The 24,477-nt window shown below is 69.4% G+C and carries 23 protein-coding genes; 17 read left to right on the top strand and 6 right to left on the bottom strand.

All coding sequences use genetic code 11. The features are described 5' to 3' along the window. Window positions 1-66 precede the first annotated feature (66 nt). The 4 genes from glgP to ACRXBZ_RS13075 all read left to right on the top strand — a co-directional run bounded on the left by glgP (window position 67) and on the right by ACRXBZ_RS13075 (window position 5,210). The gene (gene glgP / locus ACRXBZ_RS13090; protein WP_433879364.1) at window positions 67-2,619 is read left to right on the top strand and encodes an alpha-glucan family phosphorylase; all 2,553 of its coding nucleotides are present in this window, start codon (window positions 67-69) and stop codon (window positions 2,617-2,619) included. Window positions 2,620-3,485: 866 nt separating this feature from the next. After that, entirely contained in the window at window positions 3,486-3,701 is a 216-nt protein-coding gene (locus tag ACRXBZ_RS13085; protein WP_433879363.1) for a hypothetical protein, read from the top strand. 118 nt (window positions 3,702-3,819) lie between these two features. Beyond that, a complete protein-coding gene (locus ACRXBZ_RS13080) occupies window positions 3,820-4,392 on the top strand; it encodes a TetR/AcrR family transcriptional regulator (RefSeq protein ID WP_168585076.1) in 573 nt (190 codons plus the stop codon). Between the two features lie 152 nt (window positions 4,393-4,544). Beyond that, a complete protein-coding gene (locus ACRXBZ_RS13075; RefSeq protein WP_433879362.1) occupies window positions 4,545-5,210 on the top strand; it encodes an HNH endonuclease in 666 nt (221 codons plus the stop codon). A gap of 5 nt (window positions 5,211-5,215) precedes the next feature. On the opposite strand, the gene ACRXBZ_RS13070 is transcribed toward ACRXBZ_RS13075, so the two are convergent. Then, a complete protein-coding gene (locus ACRXBZ_RS13070; RefSeq protein ID WP_433884140.1) occupies window positions 5,216-5,356 on the bottom strand; it encodes a hypothetical protein in 141 nt (46 codons plus the stop codon). A 167-nt stretch (window positions 5,357-5,523) separates the two neighbouring features. On the opposite strand from ACRXBZ_RS13070, the gene ACRXBZ_RS13065 reads away from it, so the two are divergent. Then, the gene (locus ACRXBZ_RS13065) at window positions 5,524-5,667 is read left to right on the top strand and encodes a zinc-binding dehydrogenase (protein WP_433879361.1); all 144 of its coding nucleotides are present in this window, start codon (window positions 5,524-5,526) and stop codon (window positions 5,665-5,667) included. 10 nt (window positions 5,668-5,677) lie between these two features. On the opposite strand, the gene ACRXBZ_RS13060 is transcribed toward ACRXBZ_RS13065, so the two are convergent. The 3 genes from ACRXBZ_RS13060 to ACRXBZ_RS13050 all read right to left on the bottom strand — a co-directional run bounded on the left by ACRXBZ_RS13060 (window position 5,678) and on the right by ACRXBZ_RS13050 (window position 8,148). Then, window positions 5,678-6,802, bottom strand: a complete 1,125-nt coding sequence (locus ACRXBZ_RS13060; RefSeq protein ID WP_433879360.1) for a hypothetical protein — start codon at window positions 6,800-6,802, stop codon at window positions 5,678-5,680. Window positions 6,803-7,096: 294 nt separating this feature from the next. Beyond that, entirely contained in the window at window positions 7,097-7,522 is a 426-nt protein-coding gene (locus ACRXBZ_RS13055; protein WP_433879359.1) for a rhodanese-like domain-containing protein, read from the bottom strand. Then, a complete protein-coding gene (locus ACRXBZ_RS13050; protein WP_433879358.1) occupies window positions 7,519-8,148 on the bottom strand; it encodes a cysteine dioxygenase in 630 nt (209 codons plus the stop codon). Before ACRXBZ_RS13050 ends, ACRXBZ_RS13055 begins: the two co-directional genes overlap by 4 nt. 479 nt (window positions 8,149-8,627) lie before the next feature. Here ACRXBZ_RS13050 and ACRXBZ_RS13045 point away from each other — a divergent pair, with 479 nt between their 5' ends. The 4 genes from ACRXBZ_RS13045 (at window position 8,628) to hrpA (ending at window position 15,601) form a co-directional block, all read left to right on the top strand. Beyond that, window positions 8,628-9,395 (top strand): ABC transporter ATP-binding protein, encoded by a 768-nt coding sequence (locus tag ACRXBZ_RS13045; protein ID WP_433883863.1) that lies wholly within the window; start codon window positions 8,628-8,630, stop codon window positions 9,393-9,395. A 77-nt stretch (window positions 9,396-9,472) separates the two neighbouring features. Then, on the top strand, window positions 9,473-10,255 hold the full coding sequence (locus tag ACRXBZ_RS13040) for an enoyl-CoA hydratase/isomerase family protein (RefSeq protein ID WP_433879357.1): 783 nt from the start codon (window positions 9,473-9,475) through the stop codon (window positions 10,253-10,255). A 96-nt stretch (window positions 10,256-10,351) separates the two neighbouring features. After that, window positions 10,352-11,530, top strand: coding sequence for a THUMP-like domain-containing protein (locus ACRXBZ_RS13035; RefSeq protein ID WP_433879356.1), 1,179 nt, complete (start codon window positions 10,352-10,354; stop codon window positions 11,528-11,530). A 102-nt stretch (window positions 11,531-11,632) separates the two neighbouring features. Continuing rightward, window positions 11,633-15,601 (top strand): ATP-dependent RNA helicase HrpA, encoded by a 3,969-nt coding sequence (gene hrpA / locus ACRXBZ_RS13030; protein ID WP_433879355.1) that lies wholly within the window; start codon window positions 11,633-11,635, stop codon window positions 15,599-15,601. A gap of 369 nt (window positions 15,602-15,970) precedes the next feature. Here hrpA and ACRXBZ_RS13025 read toward each other — a convergent pair whose 3' ends face one another. Then, window positions 15,971-16,816: a DegV family protein gene (locus tag ACRXBZ_RS13025; RefSeq protein WP_433879354.1), complete on the bottom strand. Its 846-nt coding sequence runs from the start codon at window positions 16,814-16,816 to the stop codon at window positions 15,971-15,973. Window positions 16,817-17,105: 289 nt separating this feature from the next. Between ACRXBZ_RS13025 and ACRXBZ_RS13020 the strand changes: the two genes are divergently transcribed. Both ACRXBZ_RS13020 and ACRXBZ_RS13015 read left to right on the top strand, forming a co-directional pair. Beyond that, complete coding sequence (locus ACRXBZ_RS13020) at window positions 17,106-17,888, top strand: electron transfer flavoprotein subunit beta/FixA family protein (RefSeq protein WP_168585068.1); 783 nt, start codon at window positions 17,106-17,108, stop codon at window positions 17,886-17,888. Window positions 17,889-17,923: 35 nt separating this feature from the next. Then, window positions 17,924-18,874, top strand: coding sequence for an electron transfer flavoprotein subunit alpha/FixB family protein (locus ACRXBZ_RS13015; protein ID WP_433879353.1), 951 nt, complete (start codon window positions 17,924-17,926; stop codon window positions 18,872-18,874). Between the two features lie 61 nt (window positions 18,875-18,935). Here the strand turns inward: ACRXBZ_RS13015 and rnhA are convergent, their stop codons facing one another. Then, window positions 18,936-19,394 carry a ribonuclease HI gene (gene rnhA, locus ACRXBZ_RS13010; protein ID WP_433879352.1) on the bottom strand — a complete coding sequence of 153 codons (459 nt, stop codon included), beginning with the start codon at window positions 19,392-19,394 and terminating at the stop codon, window positions 18,936-18,938. A gap of 295 nt (window positions 19,395-19,689) precedes the next feature. Between rnhA and ACRXBZ_RS13005 the strand changes: the two genes are divergently transcribed. From ACRXBZ_RS13005 to ACRXBZ_RS12980, 6 genes are all read left to right on the top strand, one after another. Beyond that, the gene (locus tag ACRXBZ_RS13005) at window positions 19,690-20,871 is read left to right on the top strand and encodes a glycosyltransferase (protein ID WP_433879351.1); all 1,182 of its coding nucleotides are present in this window, start codon (window positions 19,690-19,692) and stop codon (window positions 20,869-20,871) included. A 212-nt stretch (window positions 20,872-21,083) separates the two neighbouring features. Then, entirely contained in the window at window positions 21,084-21,848 is a 765-nt protein-coding gene (locus tag ACRXBZ_RS13000) for a GNAT family N-acetyltransferase (protein ID WP_168585064.1), read from the top strand. Between the two features lie 65 nt (window positions 21,849-21,913). After that, a complete protein-coding gene (locus ACRXBZ_RS12995; protein ID WP_433879350.1) occupies window positions 21,914-22,690 on the top strand; it encodes a lysophospholipid acyltransferase family protein in 777 nt (258 codons plus the stop codon). 129 nt (window positions 22,691-22,819) lie between these two features. Then, a complete protein-coding gene (locus tag ACRXBZ_RS12990; protein WP_433879349.1) occupies window positions 22,820-23,062 on the top strand; it encodes a hypothetical protein in 243 nt (80 codons plus the stop codon). Further along, entirely contained in the window at window positions 23,044-23,175 is a 132-nt protein-coding gene (locus ACRXBZ_RS12985; protein WP_433879348.1) for a hypothetical protein, read from the top strand. The genes ACRXBZ_RS12990 and ACRXBZ_RS12985 overlap by 19 nt, the downstream gene beginning before the upstream one ends. A gap of 63 nt (window positions 23,176-23,238) precedes the next feature. Further along, window positions 23,239-24,474, top strand: coding sequence for a cysteine desulfurase family protein (locus tag ACRXBZ_RS12980; protein WP_168585061.1), 1,236 nt, complete (start codon window positions 23,239-23,241; stop codon window positions 24,472-24,474). Window positions 24,475-24,477 lie beyond the last annotated feature (3 nt).

Here is a 24,477-nt window from a genome sequence, read left to right as displayed (position 1 = left end):
ACGAGCGGCGGCGGGGCTGGCACGTCCGCGAACGGGCCGCCGCGTTCCAAGATATTGTCCGCTGCTGTGAGAGCAGTCCACCGCTTCACCGTGCGTGCCCACCTGCCCGAGCCGTTGAGCGCGCTCGGCACGCTGGCGACCAACCTCCGCTGGGCCTGGCATCCGCCGACCCAGGACCTGTTCGCGGCGGTCGACCCGCAGGTGTGGTCGTCGGTGGGTGCGGATCCGCTGCGGCTGCTCGCCGAGGTGCCCGCCGAACGGCTGCGGCAGCTGGCCGGTGACCAGGACTTCCTGGCGCGCACCCGGGCCGTCGACGACGACCTGCGCCGGTACCTGGCGGTGCCGCGCTGGTACCAGCAGCGGCAGGACGAGGACGCCGGGCTGCCCGCGTCGATCGCCTACTTCTCGATGGAGTTCGGCCTCACCGAGGCCCTGCCGAACTACTCCGGCGGACTAGGGGTGCTGGCTGGCGACCACCTGAAGTCGGCCTCCGATCTGGGCGTTCCGATGATCGGGGTCGGGCTGCTGTACCGGTCCGGGTACTTCCGGCAGTCGCTGTCAGCGGAGGGCTGGCAGATCGAGCACTACCCGGTGCTGGATCCGCGCGGCCTGCCGCTGGAGATGCTGGCCGAGCCGTCGGGGCGGCCCCTGCAGGTGCGGGTCGCGATGCCCGCCGGCCGTACCCTGCACGCCCGGATCTGGAAGGCGCAGGTCGGGCGGGTTCCGTTGCTGCTGCTCGACAGCGACCTGCCGGAGAACGACGACGACCTGCGCGGCACCACCGACCGGCTCTACGGCGGAGACGCCGAGCACCGGATCCGCCAGGAGATCCTCGCCGGGATCGGCGGCATGCGAGCGGTCCGCGCCTACTGCGAGCTGACCGGCCACCCGCAGCCCGAGGTGTTCCACACCAACGAGGGCCACGCCGGATTCCTGGGCCTGGAGCGGACCCGCGAGCTGCTGGAATCGCCGGGCCTGAAGTTCGACCAGGCGGTGGCCGCGGTGCGGGCCGGGACGGTGTTCACCACGCACACCCCGGTCCCGGCCGGGATCGACCGCTTCCCGGTCGACCTGGTCAGGCACTACTTCGGCGACGGCTCCGAGCAGGCGCTGCTGCCCCGCGTGCCCACGGACCGGGTGCTCGCGCTGGGCGCCGAGGACAACCCGGGGATGTTCAACATGGCCCACATGGGGCTGCGGCTCGCGCAGCGCGCCAACGGTGTTTCCGAGCTGCACGGCAAGGTCATCCGCAAGATGTTCCGCAACCTGTGGCCGGGCTTCGGCACCGAGGAGATCCCGATCCGCTCGGTCACCAACGGCGTGCACGGGCCGACCTGGTCGGCGCGGGAACTGGGCAAATTGCTCGGCGAGTCCGAAATGGACAGCGGTGCCGGGCTGCGCGGCATCGAGCCGGTCAGCGACTCGCTGCTGTGGGAACTGCGCTGCTCGCTGCGCCAACGCCTGGTGGACGAGGTGCGTCGCAGGCTGCGTGCCGCGTGGCTGCGGCGTGGCGCTTCGGACCTGGAACTCAATTGGTGTGACACGGTTTTCGACCCGGACGTGCTCACCATCGGTTTCGCCCGCCGGGTGCCGACCTACAAGCGGGCCACGCTGATGCTGCGCGACACCGAGCGGCTGCGCGAGCTGCTGCTCGACGCGGACCGCCCGGTGCAGATCGTGGTCGCCGGGAAGTCGCACCCCGCCGACGAGGGCGGCAAGGCGATGATCCAGCAGATCGTGCGCTTCGCCGACCAGGCCGATGTGCGGCACCGCATCGCGTTCCTGCCGGACTACGACATGTCGTTGGCCAAGTACCTGGTGTCCGGTTGCGACGTGTGGCTGAACAATCCCGTGCGCCCGCTGGAGGCGTGCGGCACCTCGGGGATGAAGGCGGCGCTCAACGGTGCCCTGAACCTGTCGGTGCGGGACGGCTGGTGGGACGAGATGTTCGACAGCCACAACGGCTGGGCCATCCCGAACGCCGACGGGGTCGGCGACCCGAACCGGCGCGACGACCTGGAATCCGCGGCGCTGTACGAGCTGATCTCCGACCACGTGGCCCCGATGTTCTACGAGCGCAACACGGACGGTGTGCCCGGCAAGTGGATGTCGATGGTGCGGCACACCCTGGCGACGCTGGGGCCGCGTGTGCAGGCGTCGCGGATGATCCGCGAGTACGTCGACAACCACTACATGCCGGCCGCGCGGTCGGCGCGGGCCGTCACGGCGGACGACTACCTCGGGGCGCGAGAGATCGCCGACTACCGCGCCCGGTTGCAGGCGGCCTGGACGTGGGTGCGGATCGGCGACGCCGAGATGTCCGTCGACGACGGCGGCACCCCGCTGCTCGGCGGGCAGGTCACGGTGCGGGCGCGGGTCGACCTGGCCGGGCTCGATCCGTCCGATGTGGACGTCGAGGTGGTGGTTGGGCGCGTGGACGACTCCGACGTGCTGCACGACTTCGTCACCGAGTCGATGCACCCGGCGGAAGGCGGCCACTACGAAGCGTCGGTGACGCTGCCGCACGCGGGTCCCGCGGGTTACACCGTCCGGGTCCTGCCCCGGCATCCGCTGCTGTCCGGTCCCGCCGAACTCGGCAAGGTCGTCCTCGCGAGCTGACCCGGCACCGCCGCGCCACCACCGCGATCGGCAGCACCGCGGCCAAGTTGCCGGCCACCCCGCCCACGGTGGCCGGCCCGTAACCGAGCACCGGGGCGAGGTAGCCGAAGGTGACGATGACCGCGCCGAAGGCCAACGAGGTGATCGCGAACGACAACCACAGTTGGGGCCGGGCCATGGCGCGCAGCTCGGCGGCGGCGCTCCGCGGCTGCTCCGAGGTCTCCGCATCGGCGCGGACGGTGAACAGGGAGCACGCGAGGCTCACCGCGGTGAGGACGGCGACTGCGCAGAACACCGACCGCCAGCCCGCGAGCTGGCTGAGGACGGCGACTGCGCAGAACACCGACCGCCAGCCCGCGAGCTGGCTGAGGACGGTGCCCGTCGGCACTCCGACAATGGTGGCGAGGGTGAGCCCGCCCGCGACGATCGCAACGGCCCTGCTCCGGGCGTTCTCCGGCACGAGGCCGACTCCTGTGGCGACCGCGGCGCCCCAGAAAACCCGGGTAGCAGAGCGCGCCCACGATGCGGGTGGCGAACAGCACCCAGTACCCGGGTGCCGGCGCGCCCAGCACGTGCGCGCCGATGAAGCGATCGACATCGACCTCTCGGGCAACGGCCGGCCGGGCTGCCACAGGCCGTGGCGAAAGACCCGTGAGCGTTTTCGGGTGCTATGGCACCCAAAAGCACTCACGGCTGGTCGTTCGCTGACCCCTGCAAGATGGCGCAGCTGCTGGGCCATCGTTCGGATAACTCCAAGTAAGGATCCTTGACTCCGGAGGCGAAATTCAATCGGAGTCAGGGTTCGGTGTGTGGTGGGTGGAGCGGGATGCTGCGGCGGTGGCCGCGGTTCGGTTCGGGACGACGTCGTGTACTGGATCGTGGGACGACATATGCTTCGCGCTGCAGTCGCGTGCCTGATTGCTCTGTTGCTCGCCGTGGTATTGGCTCCGCTGCTGTTCTCGACGCCGGGGCGGCACGGCTATGCCGAGGATTGCGCGTTGACGGTTTGGCAGCTGCGCGCGGAGATCGAAGCCGAGTGTCGCAAGGCTGATCGCTATGGCCGCCACGCCTTGCGGTCGTAAGTGTTCGGTCGGCGGTTCCGTGTTTATGGCCGGCGAGACACTGATCAACTGTTGACCATGTCTCGACCGGCCTGATCGATTTCAACTGGTTGGTTGGTTCGGCGAGTACAGTTCAGGTGTGTCCCGCAGCGCCGAAGCCACCAAAGCTCGGATCTTCGAGGCGGCGATCGCCGAGTTCGCCGCTTACGGCATCGCCGGTGCGCGCGTCGACCGGATCGCCAAGCAGGCGCAGGCGAACAAGCAACTGATCTACGCCTACTTCGGCAGCAAGGACGCGCTGTTCTCGACGGTGCTGGAACGAACGATGGACGAGCTGGCCGCCGAGATCCCGATGGGTGGCGACGACCTGCCCGGCTACGTCGACCGCCTCGCCGACTACCACGTCGCGAACCCGCACGTGCTGCGCCTGCTGCTGTGGGAAGCCCTGGAGCGCGGCGAAACCGGCGTCGTCGCCGAGTCCGAACGCGCCGAGCACTACCGGCACCAAGCGGAAGCAATCCGCCGTGCCCAGGAAAGCGGCAACGTGACCGACGAGTTCGACCCCGGGATGCTCGCCCTGCTGTCGATCGGCTTGATCAGCTGGCCGCTGGCCGTGCCGCAGTTGCGCCGCATGATGCTCGGCGACGCGAAGCCGGCGGATCTCCGGGCGGCGGCCCGAAAAGCCGTCGAGCGCCTTACCGAACCCCGCTGATCGCCCGAGTTCCCGCGGCCCGGAACGCATCTGGGCCATCTGTGTGATCTTGAAGAGGAGTCGTCAAGAACCCCCGGTGCTGAATCGGTCGCGCACGGTAATTTCCCGGGTGCTTCGGGCCTCCCGGTCCGCCGGGCGACCTGGGGGTTCGAGTGGCTGGCTTCGTCGATTCGGTGCTGAACCTGGTTCTGCTTGCGGCATTGGCCTTCGTCGTGGTCGCGGGGCTGTCCCTGTGGCAGCGCCAGTGGCCGAAGACGCCCCCGTTCGCCCGGCCCCGCGGCACCAGCAGCACGCAGCTCCGCCCCGACGGCAACGCCGACTTCTTCCACGACCGGGGATTCCTGTTCCTACGGCGCTGGTTCTTCGTCGGCACCGGCTGCCCGCCGACGCGCATCGACCGGCGACGGCTCGACGGGATGCGCGTCGAGCAGCTGAACCGGCCGGTGCGCGTGGCGTCCTCCGGCGGCCGGACGTGGTGGTGGTTCGAGAGCTCCTTCTACTGGGAGTCGGGTGGTTACTCGGTGCAGGACGTCGTCGCCCTGGTGCGGGACCGGCAACGCAAGGAGAAGGCCAGGCTGGACCGCGCGCACCTGCTGCTCAACACCGACGCGCGCTCGCCCGGCCGCCGCCCGGCGATCCCGCGCGAGGTCAAGATGCGGGTGTTCCAGCGCGATGGTGGCCGGTGCGTCCAATGCGGCACCGGCTTCGAGATCCAGTACGACCACATCATCCCGGTCGCGCTCGGCGGCAGCTCGACCGAGGAGAACCTCCAACTGCTGTGCGCCCAGTGCAACCAGTCGAAGGGCGCGAACCTCTGAGGGCTCTACCATTTGGTTAGAGCCACGATTTCCGGTGAGCGGCTGATCCCCACCTCGTCGCGGAACCGGCGGGTGAACGTGCGGCCGCTCATCCGCGCGTGCGCGGCGAGATCGAGCAGCGTCGGCCACGTGCAAGCGGTTGTCATCCCGCTCGCCACGCTGACCGCCTGGCAGGCGTTGGTGGAGACCGCGCAATTGCAGGCCGGGCAGCGCGTCCTGATCCATGTGGCCTCAGGTGGGGTCGGCCACTTCGCCGTCGCCGAGGCAGAACGGTTTGGAGTGCGGGTGGAGCTGATGCCCGTCGAGGCCGGGCATGCGCGCCGTCGCCGAACTCGTCGAATCCGGCCGACTGTGCGTGGCGATCGCGGGCGTGTTCCCGCTGGCGCAAGCGGCCAAAGCGCACGCGCTCGGCGAAACCAACCGCACAACCGGGAAACTGGTGCTCTCGGTGGAGTGATGCGACGCGATCATGCCACGGAAAGCCGCTCGCGGGTCTCGACGACCCTCGGCGACCACGGGGCCAGCTCCTCGGCCTTGGCCAACGCGACCCGCGCGGCGGCGTTGTCGTGGCAAGCCATGTGCGCGCGGGCGAGCGTGACGAGGTCGTCGGCGCGGGATAGCGGTGAGTGGTTGTAGTCGGCTCCGGTCGTGGCGAGGCGGACGGCGCGGTCCGCCTCGCCCTCGATCAGCGCGAGCAGTCCACTCGCACCGCTGAGCTCGAACTCCGGGAAGCCGAGCCGGATCGCGTCGTCGAGTGCTTTCTTCGCGGTCGGCAGCAAGGTTTCCGCAGGCAGCTGACCGGCCTCCACGGCCTTGAAACCGAGGCCCGCGAGGCCCGCCAGGACGTAGGACATCTTGCGCGGTGGGAGTTCGTCGTTCTCCGCCAGATTCTTCAGCATCAGCAGAACCCCCGGCGCGTATTCGCCGCGGGCCTCCATCACGGCAACCTGGCACGAGATCGTGGCGTTCAAACCCGGGTACTTCGCGGCGAGTTCATCGGCATGCGTCTGCGCGCGCTCGATGGCTCCTTCGCGCAGGGCCTCGTAAGCGCGGGCAGCCATCGGTGCGGCCAGGAAATCGGTGCGTTCGGGGTCGCGCATGCGCGGCAGCGAGAAGAGCAACCAACCGGTCGAGGTGGTCAGCGGAACCCGCCTCGGCCACAACTTGTAGAGCATGAGCGGCGTTGCGGCGAGCACGAAACCGCGGCCGAACGGACCGTCGGCGAGCAACCAGCCGACCACGACGACGGTGACACCGACCAGCGCCGACAGCAGGCCCGCCAGCCAGCAACGAAGGATCAACGGGGAACGCCATGGACCGATCTGCGAGCGCAATGTGACCGGCAGCCAGCGGATCGTGAAGGTCACCAGGCCGATCCGCCACGACGCGACCTCCCGCATCGCGCCGAACACCACGTGCCGGACCCGCAGCCCGAAAACCACCGAGCCCATGAGCAAACCCAGCTGGGTAGCCATCGGCAGCAAGATCACCCCGGCCAGGGCGCCGAGCCAGCCGACGGCGGCACCGACCGGGCCGGTGCCCGCGACCAGCTCCACGGCCGCTACCGCTACCGCGCCCACGACGGCGGTCACGACCCAAGGGCGGAACAAAAGACTCTGAGCTCGCACAAGGTTGGAAGCGTACGGGACCGGGCGGCCCTCGATGTGCCGTTTGGGCAGGTCGTTGACCGGGAGTGCAGGCGGGCGCTGTGGCACATCCGGCTCTCGGGGCGCAGATCGTGCTCGTCGCTCCCCGGTCCACAGTGGGCCCGGTACCGGTAATCGTCTTGCGCCTCATCGGTCCGCCCCGGCGGCGGGCGTGAGGAAGGGAACCTTCCTGTCAAGGGTGGCAGGAAGGTTCCCTTCCTCGCAGTGGGTGCGCGGGCGTCAGGCGTTGGTGGTGACCGGGAGGCCTGCTGCTTTCCAGGCCCGGAAGCCGCCGGCGAGGTCGGTGGCCTTGGACAGGCCGAGGGTCTTCGCCTGGGCGGCGGCGAGGCTGGAGGCGTAGCCCTCGTTGCACACCAGGACGACCGGGCGGTCGGGGTGCAGGCCGTCCAGGCGGTGGCCGCCGGCCGGGTCCAGGCGCCATTCCAGAACGATCCGCTCCACGGTCAGCGCACCCGGGATCTCGCCTTCGACGAGCCGGTCGGACTGCGGCCGGATGTCGATGATCAGGCCGCCTTCCTGCTGCAACGCGAGCGCTTCCTGCGGCGAGACCCGGGCCAGCTTCGCACGCGATTCGGACAGCAGATGCTCGATGCCGAACGGGCCAGCCGTGACGCTGTCCTGTCGTTGGGTCGGGATCGCGGTCATCCGAGCTCCTTCGGGTGTGGTGCGGGCGTTTGCGGAACGTGCGGCCGTTGCGGCGGGACCGGTGGCACGTCAGCCAGATCCGCGTAATAGCGGACCGGCAGCAGCGGTGGCGAATATGCGTGCACGCTCGCCGAGTTCACCGAGCTGATGTTGCGGACCTGGTGCGCGCGCCCGCTGCCGAAGCCGACGCCCGAGCCGACGTCGTGGTGCGTGGTGCGGATCGGGCCCGCTGGATACCGGTAGTCCTCCCGAAGCGCGCCGAACAGCACGGAGAATGAGCCGGACGCGCCGCCGTGGTCGTGCGGTTGGGTGCCCTGGCCGGGCGCCCACGTCAGCAGCCACAACTCGACGCCCGCGGTCAGGCCGAGCTTGGCCCACCAGCGCTGTTCGTCATCGATGCGCACGACGTCGAGCAGCGGGCCGGTCAGTTCGGACGCGACCAGGCTGGTGAGGTCGCGCAGTTCGCGCGGCGTCCACAAAAGGTGGTCGGGGCGGATCAGGTCGTGCAGCAACGGCAGGTCGAGCCCGGGGTGCAGTTCCACCACGCCCGGCTCGGGAACCGGTTCGGTCGGGGTGTACGCGGACAGTTGGTTGGCGTTGGACGGGTGCTGTCGCACAGCGCTCATGCGTGTCTCCAAGTCGTCTTGCGGTGAGCACGGCACGACGCGCACACCCTGCCGAGGCGGGGGCGTGCATCAGTGGATGGATTCGTCGGACCGCGCGATGAGAGCCTGGAAAGGCGGAGCAGACCGCTTCAGCGACACGCGGAAGTTACGACCAGGAACAGGTCGATCACGCGATCGCGGGTGAGCAACGAATCGGACACGTCACCGATCGTGGCACGGGCCGGGCCGCAGTTCCAGCACGATCGCTATCGTCCCGGTATCTGGGCGCCCGGTGATCGTCACCCGGCCGGGGCATTCCAGGCAGGTGGGCGCAGGGTGCTCCCGGCCGCAGCCGCCGTAGGTGCAGGCGGAACAATGGGGCTCGGAGGGACCTGCCGGATACCTGCGGCGGTCCGGACGGAGATGAACCGCCTGCGCGTCGCCGCGGCGCTGCGGTCAGTCACGGCTGGGAGGTAGACGTGGACGACCTGGTCATCCGGATGGATGGCGTCGGTGTTCGGCGGGGCAAGACCACGCTGGTGGCCGATGTGAATTGGTCGGTGGAACTCGACGAGCGCTGGGTGGTGCTCGGCCCCAACGGGGCGGGCAAGACGACGTTGCTGAAGATGGCCAGCACCGAGATGCACCCGAGTGAGGGCAGCGTCGACGTGCTCGGCGAACGGCTCGGCAAGACCAACGTGTTCGACCTCCGGACCCGCATCGGCCTGTGTTCGGCGGCCCTGGCTGCGCGCATCCCCGGCGACGAACTGGTCCGCGATGTCGTGGTCAGCGCCGGATATTCGGTGCTCGGCCGGTGGCGCGAGGAATACGACGCGATGGACACCGACCGCGCCGCCGAACTGCTCGACATGCTCGGCGTGGCGCACCTGGCCGACCGCGAGTACGCGACGTTGTCCGAGGGGGAGCGCAAGCGCACCACCATCGCGCGGGCCCTGATGACCGATCCCGAGCTGCTGCTGCTGGACGAGCCGGCTGCGGGGCTGGACCTGGGCGGCCGGGAGGACCTGGTGGCGCGGTTGTCCGCGCTGGCCATGGACCCGGACGCGCCCGCATCGGTGCTGGTCACCCACCACGTCGAGGAGATTCCTCCGGGCTTCACCCACGGCCTGCTGCTGCGTGAGGGGAACATCGTCGCGCAAGGCATGCTCGACGACGTGCTCACCGAGGACAACCTGTCCAAGACCTTCGACCAGGACCTGGAACTGCAGCGCAGCGGCGACCGGTTCTTCGCCCGGCGGCGCGGCTGAGATCCGCGACACAGCAGGTTCGGGGTGGTGCGCGATAGCCTGCCCGCGAGGTGGCGGTTCGACGAGGAGGTTGCTGCGTGGGAAAGTTCGTCAGGCTTGAGGTGGACGGCGCGATCGGGACGATCCGGCTGGATCGGCCGCCGATGAACGCGTTGAACCGGCAGATCGAGACGGAGTTGCGGGACGCCGCGATCGAGGCCGCCGAGCGCTCCGACGTTCGCGCCGTGATCGTCTACGGCGGCGAGAAGGTCTTCGCGGCGGGCGCGGATATCAAGGAGATGGCCGAGATGTCCTACGCCGACATGGCCCGCAAGGAGGAGCGCGGCCTGTCGGATGCGATGAGCCACGTCGCCGCCATCCCGAAACCGACCGTGGCAGCCCTGACCGGGTACGCCCTCGGCGGCGGTTTCGAGCTGGCGTTGAGCTGCGATCGGCGCATCGCGGGGGAGAACGTCAAGGTCGGCCAGCCCGAGATCCTGCTGGGTGTGATCCCCGGCGCGGGCGGCACACAGCGGCTCGCCCGCCTGATCGGGCCCAGCAAGGCGAAGGACATCGTCTACACCGGGCGTTTCGTCGACGCCCAGGAAGCGCTGTCGCTGGGCATGATCGACGAGGTCGTGGCGCCCGACGAGGTGTACGCGGCGGCGCGGCGCTGGGCCGAGCAGTTCACCGGCGGTGCGGCTCGCGCGCTGGCCGCGGCCAAGGCGGCGATCGACGGTGGGCTGGATGTCGACCTGGACACTGGGCTGAAGCTGGAGACCCACCTTTTCGCGGGCACCTTCGCCACCGAAGACCAGAAGATCGGAATGCGCTCGTTCATCGAGAACGGCCCGGGCAAAGCCAAGTTCACCGGGAACTGAATCCGGACGGAACGGATCGTGACAGCTCGCCTCACCAGCTCGTCCTGCGGCTTCGCTGCCGGAGCGTGGTTCCGGCAGCGGTGTTGAGGAGTTCTGGTGGGGTACAGCTTCGACTTGGAGGACGTCGTCTTCCTGCGCTCGGCGGCCGGTCGGGATGCCGTCGCCGAGCTCTCCGGGCTCGCGCTGACCAGTTCGACGCGGCTCAAGGACGTCGCCGCCGCTCGCAAGCTCGTCGGTGAGCGGTTCGCGGCCGCCGCGTTGGAGACGGCCGTGCTGCGGCGTCGTGCCGAGTCCAAATTGGATGATTGCGCGGATTGGCTGTTCACCGACGCGGCGTTGCAGCAGGCGACGGCCAGTATGGTGGCCAGACATCGCGCACAGCGGTTGGCCGGGCGTGACGTGCACGACGTGACCTGTTCCATCGGCGCGGACCTGGTTGCGCTGACCGCCGTCGCGGCGCGCTGCGCCGGCTCCGACCTCGATCGTGTCCGGTTGTCGATGGCCCAGCACAACCTCGCGGTTTCCGGTCGGTCGGCGGTGCTCGCGGAGGCCGACGCGTTGCATCCGGTGACCCGGGGCACGACCGTGGTCGCGGACCCGGCGCGCCGGGACGACGCCGGTCGGCGGCGCTGGAACCCGGCGGACCTCGTCCCGCCGCTGGACGATCTGCTCGACGTGTACGCCCGACGCGATCTCGTGGTTAAGTGCGCACCGGGGTTGGACTTCGCGGCGGTCCCGGACACCGCCGAGGCAGAGGTGGTGTCCCTGGCCGGGCAGGTCCGGGAAGCCGCGCTGTGGTTCGGCGGGCTGGCCGACCCGGTGGTTCGGCGCCGGGCGACGGTGCTGCGGCCGGATGGCACTGGCTGGACGATCACCGACGCGGAGCCGGACGACTGCCCGGCCGTCGAAGTTCGGCAGTGGATCGTCGACCCGGACGGCGCCGTGGTGCGCGCCGGCCTCGTCAGGCACTACGCCGCGCGGCACGGGCTCGCCCAGCTCGACCCGCGCATCGCCTATCTGACAGGCGACGATCCGCCGCCGGGCGTCCGCGCCTTCCGGGTCTTCGACCACGGCCGGTACGGCGAGAAGTCGCTGCGCACGCTGCTGCGCAGCCACGACGTGGGTAGGCTGGAGATCCTCGTCCGCGGTCTCGACGTGGATCCGGACGCCCTGCGCCGTCGGCTGAAGCTGAACGGCACGCAGGAAGCGACCGCGGTGCTGACCCGGGTCGGTGACTCCGCAATGGCATACCTGTGCCACGCCGAGTGGGTCTGAGTGCCCTGGGTCACTCGATTTCCCCTTCCGGGTGTGCGCGCCGTGGCTGCGGCGAAAACCAGAGGCAGCCGATGCAACGCCTTCTCTATGCTTGGACGGAGTATGGGTACGTCGTCTGTTGAATCTCCGCTCGTCGATCTGCGAGAACGGTTGCCTGAGCTGATGCTGCACGACCAGCGTCGGCTGCGTCGTCGCATCGAGGGAGCCCGCAAGATCCGCGATCCGCAGGCACTGCAGGCCGTGACGGCCGAGATCGCCGGCGATGTCGAGGCCGCGGAGCGGCGGATCGAGCAGCGCCGGGGCAACGTGCCCAAGATCAGCTACCCCGAGGCGCTGCCGGTCAGCCAGCGCCGGGACGACCTGCTCGCGGCGATCCGCGACAACCAGGTCGTCATCGTCGCTGGCGAGACCGGCTCCGGAAAGACGACGCAGCTGCCGAAGATGTGCCTGGAGCTGGGCCGAGGCGTCCAGGGCATGATCGGCCACACTCAGCCCCGGCGGCTGGCCGCCCGCACCGTTGCCGAACGCGTCGCCGAGGAGCTCGACACCGAGCTCGGCAGCACCATCGGCTACCAGGTGCGCTTCACCGAGCGGGCCGGCGAGGACACCCTGGTCAAGCTGATGACCGACGGCATCCTGCTGGCCGAGATCCAGCACGACCGGCTGCTGCGGCGCTACGACACGCTGATCATCGACGAGGCGCACGAGCGCAGCCTGAACATCGACTTCATCCTGGGCTACCTCAAGCAGCTGCTGCCGCGCCGCCCCGACCTGAAGGTGATCATCACCTCGGCCACCATCGACCCGGAGCGCTTCTCGCGGCATTTCGACGACGCGCCGGTGATCGAGGTCTCCGGGCGCACCTACCCGGTCGAGTTGCGGTACCGCCCGCTGCTGGACGACTCGGACGAGACCGAGGACGTGGTGCGCGACCAGACGCAGGCCATCTGCGACGCGGTGGAGGAGCTCTGCGCCGAGGGGCCGGGCGACATCCTGGTCTTCCTCAGCGGTGAACGGGAGATCCGGGACGCCGCCGACGCCCTGAAGCAGCAGAACCTGCGCAACACCGAGGTCCTGCCGCTGTACGCGCGGCTGACGGCTGCCGAGCAGCACCGCGTGTTCCAGCCGCACAGCGGTCGGCGGATCGTGTTGTCCACCAACGTGGCCGAGACCTCGCTGACGGTGCCCGGCATCAAGTACGTCATCGACCCCGGCACCGCCCGCATCTCCCGGTACAGCTTCCGGACGAAGGTGCAGCGGCTGCCCATCGAACCGGTCTCGCAGGCGTCGGCGAACCAGCGGAAGGGCCGCTGCGGCCGGGTTTCCGAAGGTATCTGCATCCGGCTGTACTCCGAGGAGGACTTCGAGTCCCGCCCCGAGTTCACCGATCCGGAGATCCTGCGCACCCACCTGGCCTCGGTCATCCTGCAGATGACCTCGCTGGGGCTGGGCGAGATCGAATCGTTCCCGTTCCTGGAGCCGCCGGACCGTCGCCAGATCACCGACGGCGTCAACCTGCTCCACGAACTGGGCGCGCTGGACCGCTCGAAGACCGAGCTGCACAAGCGGCTGACCCCGATCGGCCGCAAGCTCGCCCAGCTCCCGATCGACCCGCGGCTGGCCCGGATGGTGCTCGAAGCGGACCGCAACGGCTGCGTGCGCGACGTGCTCGTCATCGCCGCCGCGCTGTCCATTCAGGACCCCCGCGAACGACCGGCGGAAAAGCAGCAGGCCGCCGACCAGAAGCACGCGCGGTTCGTCGACAAGGACGCCGAGTCCGATTTCCTCGCCTACCTCAGCATGTGGCGGTACCTGCGCACCCAGCAGAAGGAACTGTCGTCCAGCCAGTTCCGGAAGCTGTGCCGGACCGACTTCCTCAACTACCTGCGGGTCCGTGAGTGGCAGGACCTCTACGGCCAGCTGCGGCAGATGGTCAAGTCGATGGGCATGACCCTCGGCGACCAGCACGCCGACGCGGCACGGATCCACCAGTCGGTGCTGGCCGGTCTGCTGTCGCACATCGGTCTCAAGGACGTCGAGAAGAAGACCGAGAAGAAGACCGAGAAGAAGTCGGGGCCGCCCGGGCGTGGTTCGAACGAGTACCAGGGTGCGCGCAACGCCCGGTTCGCCGTGTTCCCCGGGTCGTCGCTGTTCAAGAAGCCGCCGCGCTGGGTGATGGCCGCGGAACTGGTGGAGACCTCCCGCCTCTGGGCGCGCATCGCCGCTCGCATCGAACCGGACTGGGTGGAACAACTCGCGCAGCACCTGGTCAAGCGCAGTCACAGCGAGCCGCACTGGGAGAAGGACCGCGCCGCGGTGATCGCCGCCGAACGGGTCACCCTCTACGGCGTGCCGCTCGTGGTCGGCCGCAAGGTCAACTACGGGCGCATCGACCCGGAGCTGAGCCGCGAGCTGTTCATCCGGCACGCGCTGGTGGAGGGCGACTGGGACACCCGGCACGCGTTCTTCCACGAGAACCGGGCGATGCTCTTCGAGGTCGAGGACCTCGAAGAGCGCGCCAGGCGGCGCGACATTCTGGTGGACGACGAGACGCTGTTCGAGTTCTACGACCAGCGAATCGGCGTGGACGTGGTTTCCGGCAGGCACTTCGACGCGTGGTGGAAGGAGACCGCCAAGGAACAGCCGGACCTGCTCAACTTCGAGAAATCGATGTTGATCAACCAGGAATCGGCGGCGGTCAGCGACCAGGACTACCCGGACTTCTGGCCGCAGGGCGGTCACCGGCTGCCGCTGTCCTACCAGTTCGAACCCGGCGCCGACGCCGACGGGGTGACCGTGCACATCCCGCTGGCCGTGCTCAACCAGATCGAACCGGACGGCTTCGACTGGCAGATCCCGGGCCTGCGCGAGGCACTCGTGACGGCGCTGCTGAAGTCGCTGCCGAAGACCGTGCGCCGGAACTTCGTCCCGGCCCCGGACTTCGCCAAGGCGGCGCTGTCCCGCATGACCTCGCCGGACGGCGCGGTGCTGGACAGCCTGCAGCGGCAGCTCCAGAGCATGACCGGGGTGGTGGTGCCGCGCTCCGAGTGGGACCTCGACCGGGTGCCCGACCACCTGACGATGACCTTCCGGGTCGTGGACGGCAAGGGGTGCAAGCTCGCCGAGTCCAAGGACCTGGAGTCGCTCAAGCAGCGGCTGAAACCCAAGCTGCGGGCCGAGATCTCTGCCGCTGCGGACGACGTCGAGCAGAGCGGGTTGCGTTCCTGGGACTTCGGCCGGTTGCCGCGCACCTTCGAGCAGCAGCGGTCGGGGCATGCCGTGAAGGCGTACCCGGCGTTGGTGGACGAACGGGACAGCGTCGCGGTGCGGATGTTCGACACCGAAGAGGAGCAGCAGCACGCGCTGTGGGACGGCACCCGCCGGCTGTTGCTGCTGAACCTCCCGTCGCCGGTGAAGTCCATCCAGCGGGGGATGAGCAGCACCACCCGGCTGGTGCTGGGCAGCAGCCGGTACGGCGACCTCGCCGCCGTGCTCGACGACTGCGTGAGCTGCGCCGTCGACAAGCTGATGGCGGACAACGGCGGGCCGGTGTGGGACGAGGCGGCGTTCGACTCCCTCCAGAACAACGTGCGGGCATGGCTGGGTGAGGTCACCGTCGAAGCGGTGTCCAAAGTGGAGCAGGTCTTGGCGGCGGCGCAGCGGGTGGAGGCGTTGTTGGCCGACCAGCCCGCAGGGCTGCACGCCGACGCGATCTCCGACATCCGCGCCCAGCTGGACGGGCTGCTGCATCCCGGCTTCGTGACCGGAACGGGCTTCGCGCGGCTGTCCGATCTGGCGCGCTACCTGCGGGCGATCGAGCAGCGGCTGGACAAGCTCCAATACCACCCGCAGCGCGACCGGGACTGGATGTTCCAAGTGGACGAGGTCCAGCAGCGCTATCGGGATCTGTTGGCCGGGGTGCCGCAGGGGCGTTCCCCGAGCGAGGCGTTGCGGAGCATCGGATGGCTCATCGAGGAGCTGCGGGTGAGCCTGTTCGCGCAGACGCTCGGCACGTCGCAGCCGGTGTCGGTGAAGCGCATCCACCGCGCGATGGACAAGTTGGAGCGCTGATCCGGCGCTCGTCGCCACGGTCGACGAGCCGGACAAGCACTTGAGCACGGTCGAGACATGCATGACTGATGCCCTCCGGGTTCGGGTTGGTATGGCGGGCGAACACGGCGGCGGATGGCCGTGTTCGGTGCTTCCGAAGCGCTATTTGTTCCGAGCCGCATGCTTGGAGAACTGGCGCGCTTCGAATCGCCCAACATCGAGTATTCACACTCGAACAACCGTTCGCATCACTCGACGGGGTGGAACCTGCTGGGAAAGCGCGGGAATCGGCGCCTCGAGCGGGTCATCGACCCGAAAACCCGTTGGGTGTGGGGAAAAGCTCCGTACTCGCCGTCGTCCGGCGAACGCAGCGCAGTGCGGCTTTGCCGCTCAGGTGGCGGGGGAGATCGTCACGCCCAGGGCGCCGGGCCCGGCGTGCGCGCCAAGGACCGCGCTCGTTTCCTCAAGGGTGATGCGGCGGACCTGGGGAAGTTGGGAGCGCAGGTCGTCGAGCACGCGCTGGGCGCGATCGGCGAACTGGAAGTGCTCGACACCGATGTCGACCGGACCGCTGCCGGATCGCTGGACCGCGTTCGCGACCGCCTTCTTGAGCGCCCGGTCCGGTCCGAAGGCCTTCGCCAGCTGGTCGATGATGCCTTCCTTGAGGACCAGCACCGGCTTGATCGACAGCGCCTGGCCGAGCCAGGCCTGGGCGCGCCCGATCCGGCCGCCGCGGTGCAAGTACTCCAGGGTGTCCACGTAGAGCAGCTGGGTGGTGGTGCGCAGACGCCGGTCCAGCACGCTCATCACGCCCTGCGGGGTCGCGCCGGCGCCGGCGGCCTCGGCCGCGGCCATCACCGGGAAGCCCAGGCCAAGGCCGACCAGTCGGGAGTCGACCACGTAGACGGGGATGCCGATCTCGGTGGCCGCGGCGCGGGCGGACTCGCAGGTGCGGGACAGGGCCTCCGAGATGTGGATGGAGATGATCGCCTCGGCGCCGGAGGCGGCGGCGTCCGTGTAGTTCCAGTAGAAGGCCGGTGGTGGCGGTTCGCCGGTCTCCACCGGGATGCCGTCGCGCATCGCCTGGGCCAGCGTCGGGTGCGGCACCCGGCGCTCGTCGTTCTGCTCGTCGCCGATCTTGAGCTCCAGTTGGACGACGGAGATGCCCAGCTGCTCCGCGACGTCGTGCGGGATGGAAGCCGTCGAGTCGGTCACGATGGCGACGCGTTGCCTCATGCGGGCCAGGCTACTAATTGGTAGGAACTCGGTACATCTACCTCGGCAGGAAATGTCGTCACGGCGACCGGGCGAATTCGACGCCTGCGGGGGTGAGTACCGTCACGTGTGGGGCCTGGTTGCACCGGTGCTACCGGCTAGTAACATTCCGGGTGGTTGGCGTCACTGTGCTTTTCGCACAATGACGTGGCAAGGTCAACCTACCCGGACTGCGCAGCGCCGGGTCCGCAAGCAAAGCCGCTGGAGGACCAGCGAGCGTCGTCTGTCCGCAGGAGGTCGAAGAGGGCCCATGAACATCGTTGTCCTGGTCAAGCAGGTGCCCGACACGTATTCCGAGCGGAAGTTGTCTGCTGCGGATCACACCCTGGACCGCGAGTCGGCCGATGCGGTGTTGGATGAGATCAACGAGCGCGCGGTGGAGGAAGCGCTGTTGATTAAGGAGGCTCAGGGTGGCGAGGTGACCGTCGTGTGCATGGGTCCGGAGCGTGCCACGGATGCGATCCGCAAGGCGCTGTCGATGGGTGCGGACAAGGCGGTGCACCTCTCGGATGAGGCGCTGCATGGTACGGATGCGCCGTCGACCGCTCGCGCGCTGGCGAAGGTGATCGGGACCCTCGAGGGTGTTGATCTGGTGATCGCCGGTAACGAGGCCACGGATGGCCGCACCGGTGCGGTGCCGGCGATGGTGGCCGAGGTGCTGGGCTGGCCGCAGCTGACGTTCGCTCGCAAGGTCGCCACCGACGGTTCGAGTGTGAAGATCGAGCGGGAGACCGATGCGGGGATCCTGAATGTCGAGGCGGGGTTGCCGGCGGTGGTGTCGGTGACGGAGAAGATCAACGAGCCGCGGTACCCGTCGTTCAAGGGCATCATGGCCGCGAAGAAGAAGCCGGTCAGTGTGTTGTCGCTGGTGGATGCCGGGATCGACGCGGGCGAGGTGGGGCTGGCAGGTGCCGGTTCGCAGGTGGTGGAGTCGGCGCCGAAGCCGCCGAAGTCCGGTGGTGTGAAGGTCACCGACGAGGGCGAGGGTGGCGTGGCCGTCGCCGAGTTCCTGGCCGGCGAGAAGTTGCTTTGAGAGTCGTTCACGGTTTTTCGAGGAGGCATTGATTCATGGCTGAGGTTCTGGTCCTCGTCGATCACGTGGACGGCGAGGTCAAGAAGGTCACGTACGAGCTGCTGACGGCGGCGCGTCGGTTGGGTGAGCCGTCCGCGGTCGTGGTGGGCGGGCCGGGCACCACCGGCAAGCTCGCCGAGAGCCTCGCGGCTTACGGTGCGGCGAAGGTGTATGCGGCGGAGTCCGCGGAGGCCTCGGAGTTCCTGGTGACCCCGCAGGTGGGCGTGCTGGCCAGCCTGGTTGGCAGCGCCGGCCCGGCGGCGGTGCTGGTATCGGCGTCGATCGATGGCAAGGAGATCGCCGGTCGGCTGGCGATCCGCATCGGTTCGGGTTTGCTGTCGGAGGTCGTGGACCTCGACGCCGACGGTGTGGGGGCGCACTCGCTGTTCGGTGGCGCCTACGACGCCAAGGCGAAGGTCACCAAGGGCACGCCGGTCGTCACGGTGCTGCCGGGTGCGATCGAGCCCGAGCAGGCCGCGGGCGCGGCTGTGGTCGTGTCGGTGGAGGTTCCGGCCGCTACGGGTGCGAAGATCACCGGTCGGCAGCCTGCCGAGGCCGGGGACCGCCCGGAGCTCACCGAGGCCTCGATCGTGGTCTCCGGTGGCCGTGGTGTCGGTTCGGCGGAGTCGTTCGAGGTTGTGGAGAGGCTGGCCGATAGTTTGGGTGCCGCGGTGGGTGCCTCGCGTGCGGCGGTGGACTCCGGCTACTACCCGCACCAGTTCCAGGTCGGGCAGACCGGTAAGACCGTGTCCCCGCAGTTGTACATCGCGCTGGGCATTTCCGGTGCGATCCAGCACCGGGCCGGTATGCAGACCGCCAAGACGATCGTCGCGGTGAACAAGGATCCCGAGGCCCCGATCTTCGAGATCGCCGACTTCGGCGTCGTGGGTGACTTGTTCAAGGTCGCCCCGCAGCTCACCGAGGAGATCACCAAGCGCAAGGGCTGAGCCCCGAGCTGATCTGACGCAGAAGGCGGGCCGCACCCGGGTGCGGCCCGCCTTCTGCGCGTCAACCCGCGCGAGCTTCGTCCCGGCCCTGGCAGGCGAGCCGGTCGGCGCGCTCGTTCTCCGGGTGGCCGTTGTGCCCCTTCACCCATTGCCACTGCACGTCGCCGTGACGCGCGCATTCCAAGTCCAGGCGCTGCCACAGGTCGGCGTTCTTGACCGGCTGCTTCGCGGACGTCAGCCAGCCGTTGCGCTTCCAACCGTGCATCCACTGCGTGATGCCCTTGAGCACGTACGTGCTGTCCGTGTAGATGCGCACGGTCGGCATCGGCCGTGTCAGCGCGGCCAAGCCCTCGATGACCGCCATAAGCTCCATCTTGTTGTTCGTCGTCGCGGCGTTCTTGCCGTAAAGCTCACGCTCGTGGTCGCCGTAGCGCAGCACGACGCCCCAGCCGCCGGGGCCGGGGTTCCCGCTGCATGCGCCGTCGGTGTAGAGGTCGACGCGGTCGGTCGTTCGCTGCATACCCCGGAATCTAACCGGCGGCGGATCGGGGGCCGCCGCGGCGGTGACAGGAAGGTTCCCTTGCTCGCAGCCGCGAAGAGTCGGGCGCCGTTTGGTGAGTGGCAGGAAGGTTCTCTTGCTCGCGCTGGGCGCGGTTCGGTGACAGGAAGGTTCCCTTGCTTCGGGGTGAGGGGCGGGGTGACAGGAAGGTTCCCTTGCTCGCGGGGGGTTGAAAATCGGGTGCGGGTGTCGGTGAGCGGTGGCATGCTCGGCCGACGTGCGAATCCTCTTCACCGCTGCGCCCGGTTATGGGCTTATGTTGCCGATCGTCCCGTTGATCTGGGCGGCTCGGGCTGCCGGGCACGAAGTTCTGGTCGCCACCACCGCCGAGATGACCGATGTCGGCGCACGCGCCGGGTTGCCCGTCGTCGACGTGTTCCCGGAGCACGACGTGTGGGACGTGCTGCTGCGCGGGATCAATGCGAGGGAGAAGTCGCCGGAGCTCGAGCGGCTCGGCGTGGCCAAGGGGATGTCCGAGGCGTACGAAAAGGCCACGCAGGCGGGCAGCCCGTTCGGGTTGTTCACGCTGACGATGACCGAAGGCACCATCGACGCCGGGCGGGCGTTCGGCGTCGATCTCGTCGTCCACACCACCGACCACGCGGCCGGGCGGCTGGCCGCGGTGGCGCTCGGGGTGCCGGTGCTGGAGGTGGGCAACCGCGTCTCCTGGTCGTCGCGGGACGGGGATTGCCGAGACGGGCGCAATTTCTACGAGAACGACGAGATCACCCTCGCGCTGCGCGACAAGCTGGGCATTCCCGATGGTTGGCCGCGGGTGATCGCGCGGATCGATCCACGGGCGCCCAGCATGGGCGGGCTGGTCGGCGACGAGCCGGACAAGGAGGACGGCGTCCCCTGGTGGTCGATGCGGTTCGTGCCGTTCAACGGTGGCGCGGTGGTTCCGGAGTGGGCTCTGCGGCCGCCGGAACGGCCGCGCGTCGGCGTCACGTTCGGGACCGTGGTGCCGATCATGTCCGGCATCAGCAGTCTGTCCGTGGTGATCGAGGCGCTCGGTGCGCTGGACGTGGAGGTGGTCCTGGCGACCGGCCAGACCGATCTCGCCGAGCTCGGGACGCTCCCGGCCAACGTGCGCTCCGTCGGCTTCCTCCCGCTGTCGACGTTCCTGCCGACCGCTTCGCTGATGGTGCACCACGGTGGTTCCGGTACCACCGCCGCGCCGCTGCACTACGGGGTTCCTCAGCTGGTCCTGCCCGCTTTCGCGGACAATCCGATGTCGGCGCAGCGGGTGGTGGACCGGGGCGTCGGGCTGTCCCACGATCCGGCCACTGTGGACGTCGCCACGGTGCGGGCGATGGCCGAGCGGCTGCTCACCGAGCCCGGGTTCCGCGCGGCGGCGCGCGAGGTGAGCGAGGAGATGGCCACCCAGCCCAGCCCGTCGTCGATCATCGAGCGCGCGACCGCGCTCGTCGGCCAGTAGGTTCCGCAGCTGGCCTCCCAAGAGGCTGGGACGAAATCGACCCCGGTCGCGCGGCAAGAGCCCGCGGCCGGGGTGCTGTGCTGTTCGGGTGGGGTTCCAGGCGACCGTTCGGGGCAATGATCTGGTGCCGCACCTGGGATTCACCGAAAATTCCTGCTCCGTGTCATCGGCTGGTGTGTTGGGCGTTCGCCGCGCGGCGATACACCTGCGGCATGTCCGAGACGCAGCTGCTGGCCAGTGCCGCACCGAGTGCGGCGGCCGACGCCCACTACTCGCTGCTGGTCGCCAGAGACTCCGACGAAGTGCACGCCGCGCAACGCCTGCGCTACCAGGTGTTCGCCGAGGAGATGGGGGCCACGGTCACCGGTCGCGAATTCGGGGTCGACCGGGATTCCTTCGACGACTACTGCGACCATCTGATCGTCCGCGATGACCGCTCCGGCGCGGTGGTCGGGACCTACCGGATGCTGCCGCCGGATCGGGCGAAGGCAGCCGGAATGCTCTATTCGGAAACCGAGTTCGACCTTTCGGCGCTCGACCCGCTGCGCCCCTCGCTGGTGGAGACTGGGCGGTCGTGCGTGCACCCGGACCACCGCAACGGCGCCGTCGTCAGTCTGGTGTGGACCGGGATCGCGCGGTACATGCTGCTGCACGGTCACACCATGCTCGCGGGTTGTGCTTCGGTGCCGCTGGACGACGGAGGCGATCAGGCGGCGCACGTGTGGAACACGGTGTCGGCGAAGCACTACGCGCCGGAGGAACACCGCGTGCGCCCGTACCGGCCTTGGGAGTCGTTCGAGGTCACCGGACGTGCGCCGATGCCGCCGCTGCTCAAGGGGTACCTGCGGCTTGGTGCTCAGGTGTGCGGGCCTCCGGCGCACGATCCGGACTTCGGCGTGGCCGACTACTTCGTGCTCCTGGACCTCAAGCGCGCCGATCAGCGGTACCTGCGCTTCTTCCTGGGCGACGCGGCATGAACCAGTGGACGCCCACGTCGCAGTGTGGGCCGGATTGCCTTCCGCCGCGCGACAAGCAGGCGGAGGTGGGGCTGCCCCGGGTGGTGCTGCGGCTGGGCGGCACCGTCGGGTTGTTACTGGTCGGGTGTGTCCTCACGCTGGCGCTGCCGGTGCTGCCGGCGGCTTCGCGGGATCGGGCGTTGCGGACGTGGTTCCGGATGCTGTTGTGCGTTCTGGGAGTCGGCCTCGCGTTCGGGGAGCGGATTCCGCCGGGCGGCGCGCTGGTGGTCAGCAACCACGTTTCGTGGCTGGACGTCGTTGCGCTCCAGGCGCTTCACCCAATGCGGATGCTGGCCAAGGTCGAGGTCCGGTCCTGGCCGCTGCTGGGGCCGCTCGCCGGGCGGGCCGGCACCGTTTACATCGATCGCGACCGGCTGTCGGCGCTGCCCGGCGCGGTGCGGACGATCGCCGACGAGTTGCGCGCCGGGGCCGTGATCGGTGCCTTCCCGGAGGGGACGACCTGGTGCGGGCGGGCTTCCGGGCGGTTCCGGCCCGCCGTCTTCCAGGCCGCGGTGGATGCGGGTGTGCGGATGCAGCCGGTTGCGCTGGTCTTCCGGACCGAGGCCGGCGAGCCGACCACTGCGGCGGCGTTCCTGGGCGATGCCACGCTGGTCGATTCGGTCCTCGCGGTGGCACGGATGCGGGGCCTGGTCGTGGAATTGGTGGTGTTGCCCGAGCTGGTCGGCACCGACCGCCGGGAGTTGGCCGAGCAGGCCCAGTCCGCGATCGTTGCGGCCACCGGTGCTTCGCCGGGCCACCAGGCTTCGCCGGAGCACCGCAGCGCACACGACCTCGCCGCATGACACCCGTGAGTGCTTTCGGGTGCTGTAGAGGCTGTTTTGGAGGTGACCGTCCGCGGTTCGGTAGGGCGGGCGTCTGAGTGCCGCTCTTCGAGCTCCGGCGCGGCCGTTGTCGCAGGTCAGATGTCGTGAGTGCGAAAACCGGTTCTTACCGGCTTCGCCACTCACGACTGGCGGGCTGGGCACCGCGCTGGCCACGATCGTCGCCGCCGCTGCGCACAGCAGCCTGTGCTGCTCGTCGCCCGTGTGGTGCAAGGGCTGGGTGGCGGGGTGCTCATCGTCGCGCTCTACGTGGTGATCGGTCGGGTCTTTCAGGAGGAGCACCGGCCTGCGGCGTTCGCCGCGATGTCGTCGGCGTGGCGGTCGCCGCGCTGACCACCGGGGCCGTGCCGACCAGGGGCGTCGTGCCGCTGGATCTGGCGCTGCTGGCCGGTGCCGTGCTGGCCGGTTTGCTGCTCGTCCGCTCGGGTCGTGCGCAAACGTCCTGACCTGCGCCTTCCGCCGGACCGAGGGGTGGCCGCCGGGGCGGCTGCATTACCCTGGACAGCGCGATGACTTACCTCGACCACGCTGCCACGACACCGATGCGGCCAGGGGCGGTCGCAGCGATGAGCGAGGCGTTGACCAGGATCGGCAACGCCTCGTCCCTGCACACCTCGGGTCGCCGGGCACGCCGCGCCGTGGAGGAGTCGCGGGAGGACGTCGCCGATGCGCTGGGGGCCCGGCCGTCGGAGGTGCTGTTCACCGCGGGCGGGACCGAGAGCGACAACTTGGCGGTCAAGGGGATCTTCTGGGCGCGTCGGGCCGCGGATCCCACCCGGCGCCGCGTCCTCGCCTCGACCGTCGAGCACCACGCGGTGCTGGACGCCGTCGAGTGGCTGGCCGAGCACGAGGGTGCCGAGGTGACTTGGCTGGCAGCCGACTCGAACGGCCGGGTGCGCCCGGAGGTGTTCGAGGCGGCTCTCGCGGAGAACCCGGACGACGTGGCGTTGGCCACCGTCATGTGGGCCAACAACGAGGTCGGCACCGTCAACGCGATCTCGGAGCTGTCCGCGATTGCCGACCGCTGCGGGGTGCCGCTGCACACTGATGCCGTGCAGGCCGTCGAGACATTGCCGGTGGACTTCGCGGCCTCCGGGGTCGCGGCACTGACCATGACCGGACACAAGGTCGGCGGCCCGTACGGGGTCGGTGTGCTGCTGCTGTCGCGGGACGTCAAGTGCACCCCGGTGCTGCACGGCGGCGGCCAGGAGCGTGAGGTGCGGTCCGGGACCCTCGACACCCCTGGAGTGCTGGGGTTGGCGTCGGCCGTGCGCGAGGCGGTCGGCGCGCGCGAATCGCAGGCGCCTCAGTTGACCAAGCTGCGCGACGAGCTGATCGCCGGCGTGCGCGCCGTGGTGCCGGACGTGGTGCTCAACGGCGATCCAGGGCACGACGTCGTGGGCGGTGGACCGTCCCGGTTGCCCGGCAACGCGCACTTCACGTTCCCCGGCTGTGAGGGCGACAGCCTGCTGATGTTGTTGGATGCCAAGGGGATCGAGTGCTCCACCGGCTCCGCCTGCACCGCGGGGGTCTCGGAGCCCAGCCACGTGCTGCTGGCGATGGGGGCGGACCCGAAGGCCGCGCGCGGGTCGCTGCGCTTCTCGCTGGGGCACACTTCGACCGCGGCCGATGTACAGGCACTCACCGAGGCGATCGGGCCGGTGGTGCAACGAGCGCGTAGCGCCGGCCTGCCCGGGTTGCGCCGATCTTCGGCGGGGTCGACGACCGCCGCCACGGAGGTGTGAGGC

Source organism: Saccharopolyspora hattusasensis (assembly GCF_050972075.1).
Lineage (GTDB): Bacteria > Actinomycetota > Actinomycetes > Mycobacteriales > Pseudonocardiaceae > Saccharopolyspora > Saccharopolyspora hattusasensis.
The sequence above is the reverse complement of the archived record's forward strand: the minus strand, read 5'-3'. Positions and strand labels throughout refer to the sequence as shown.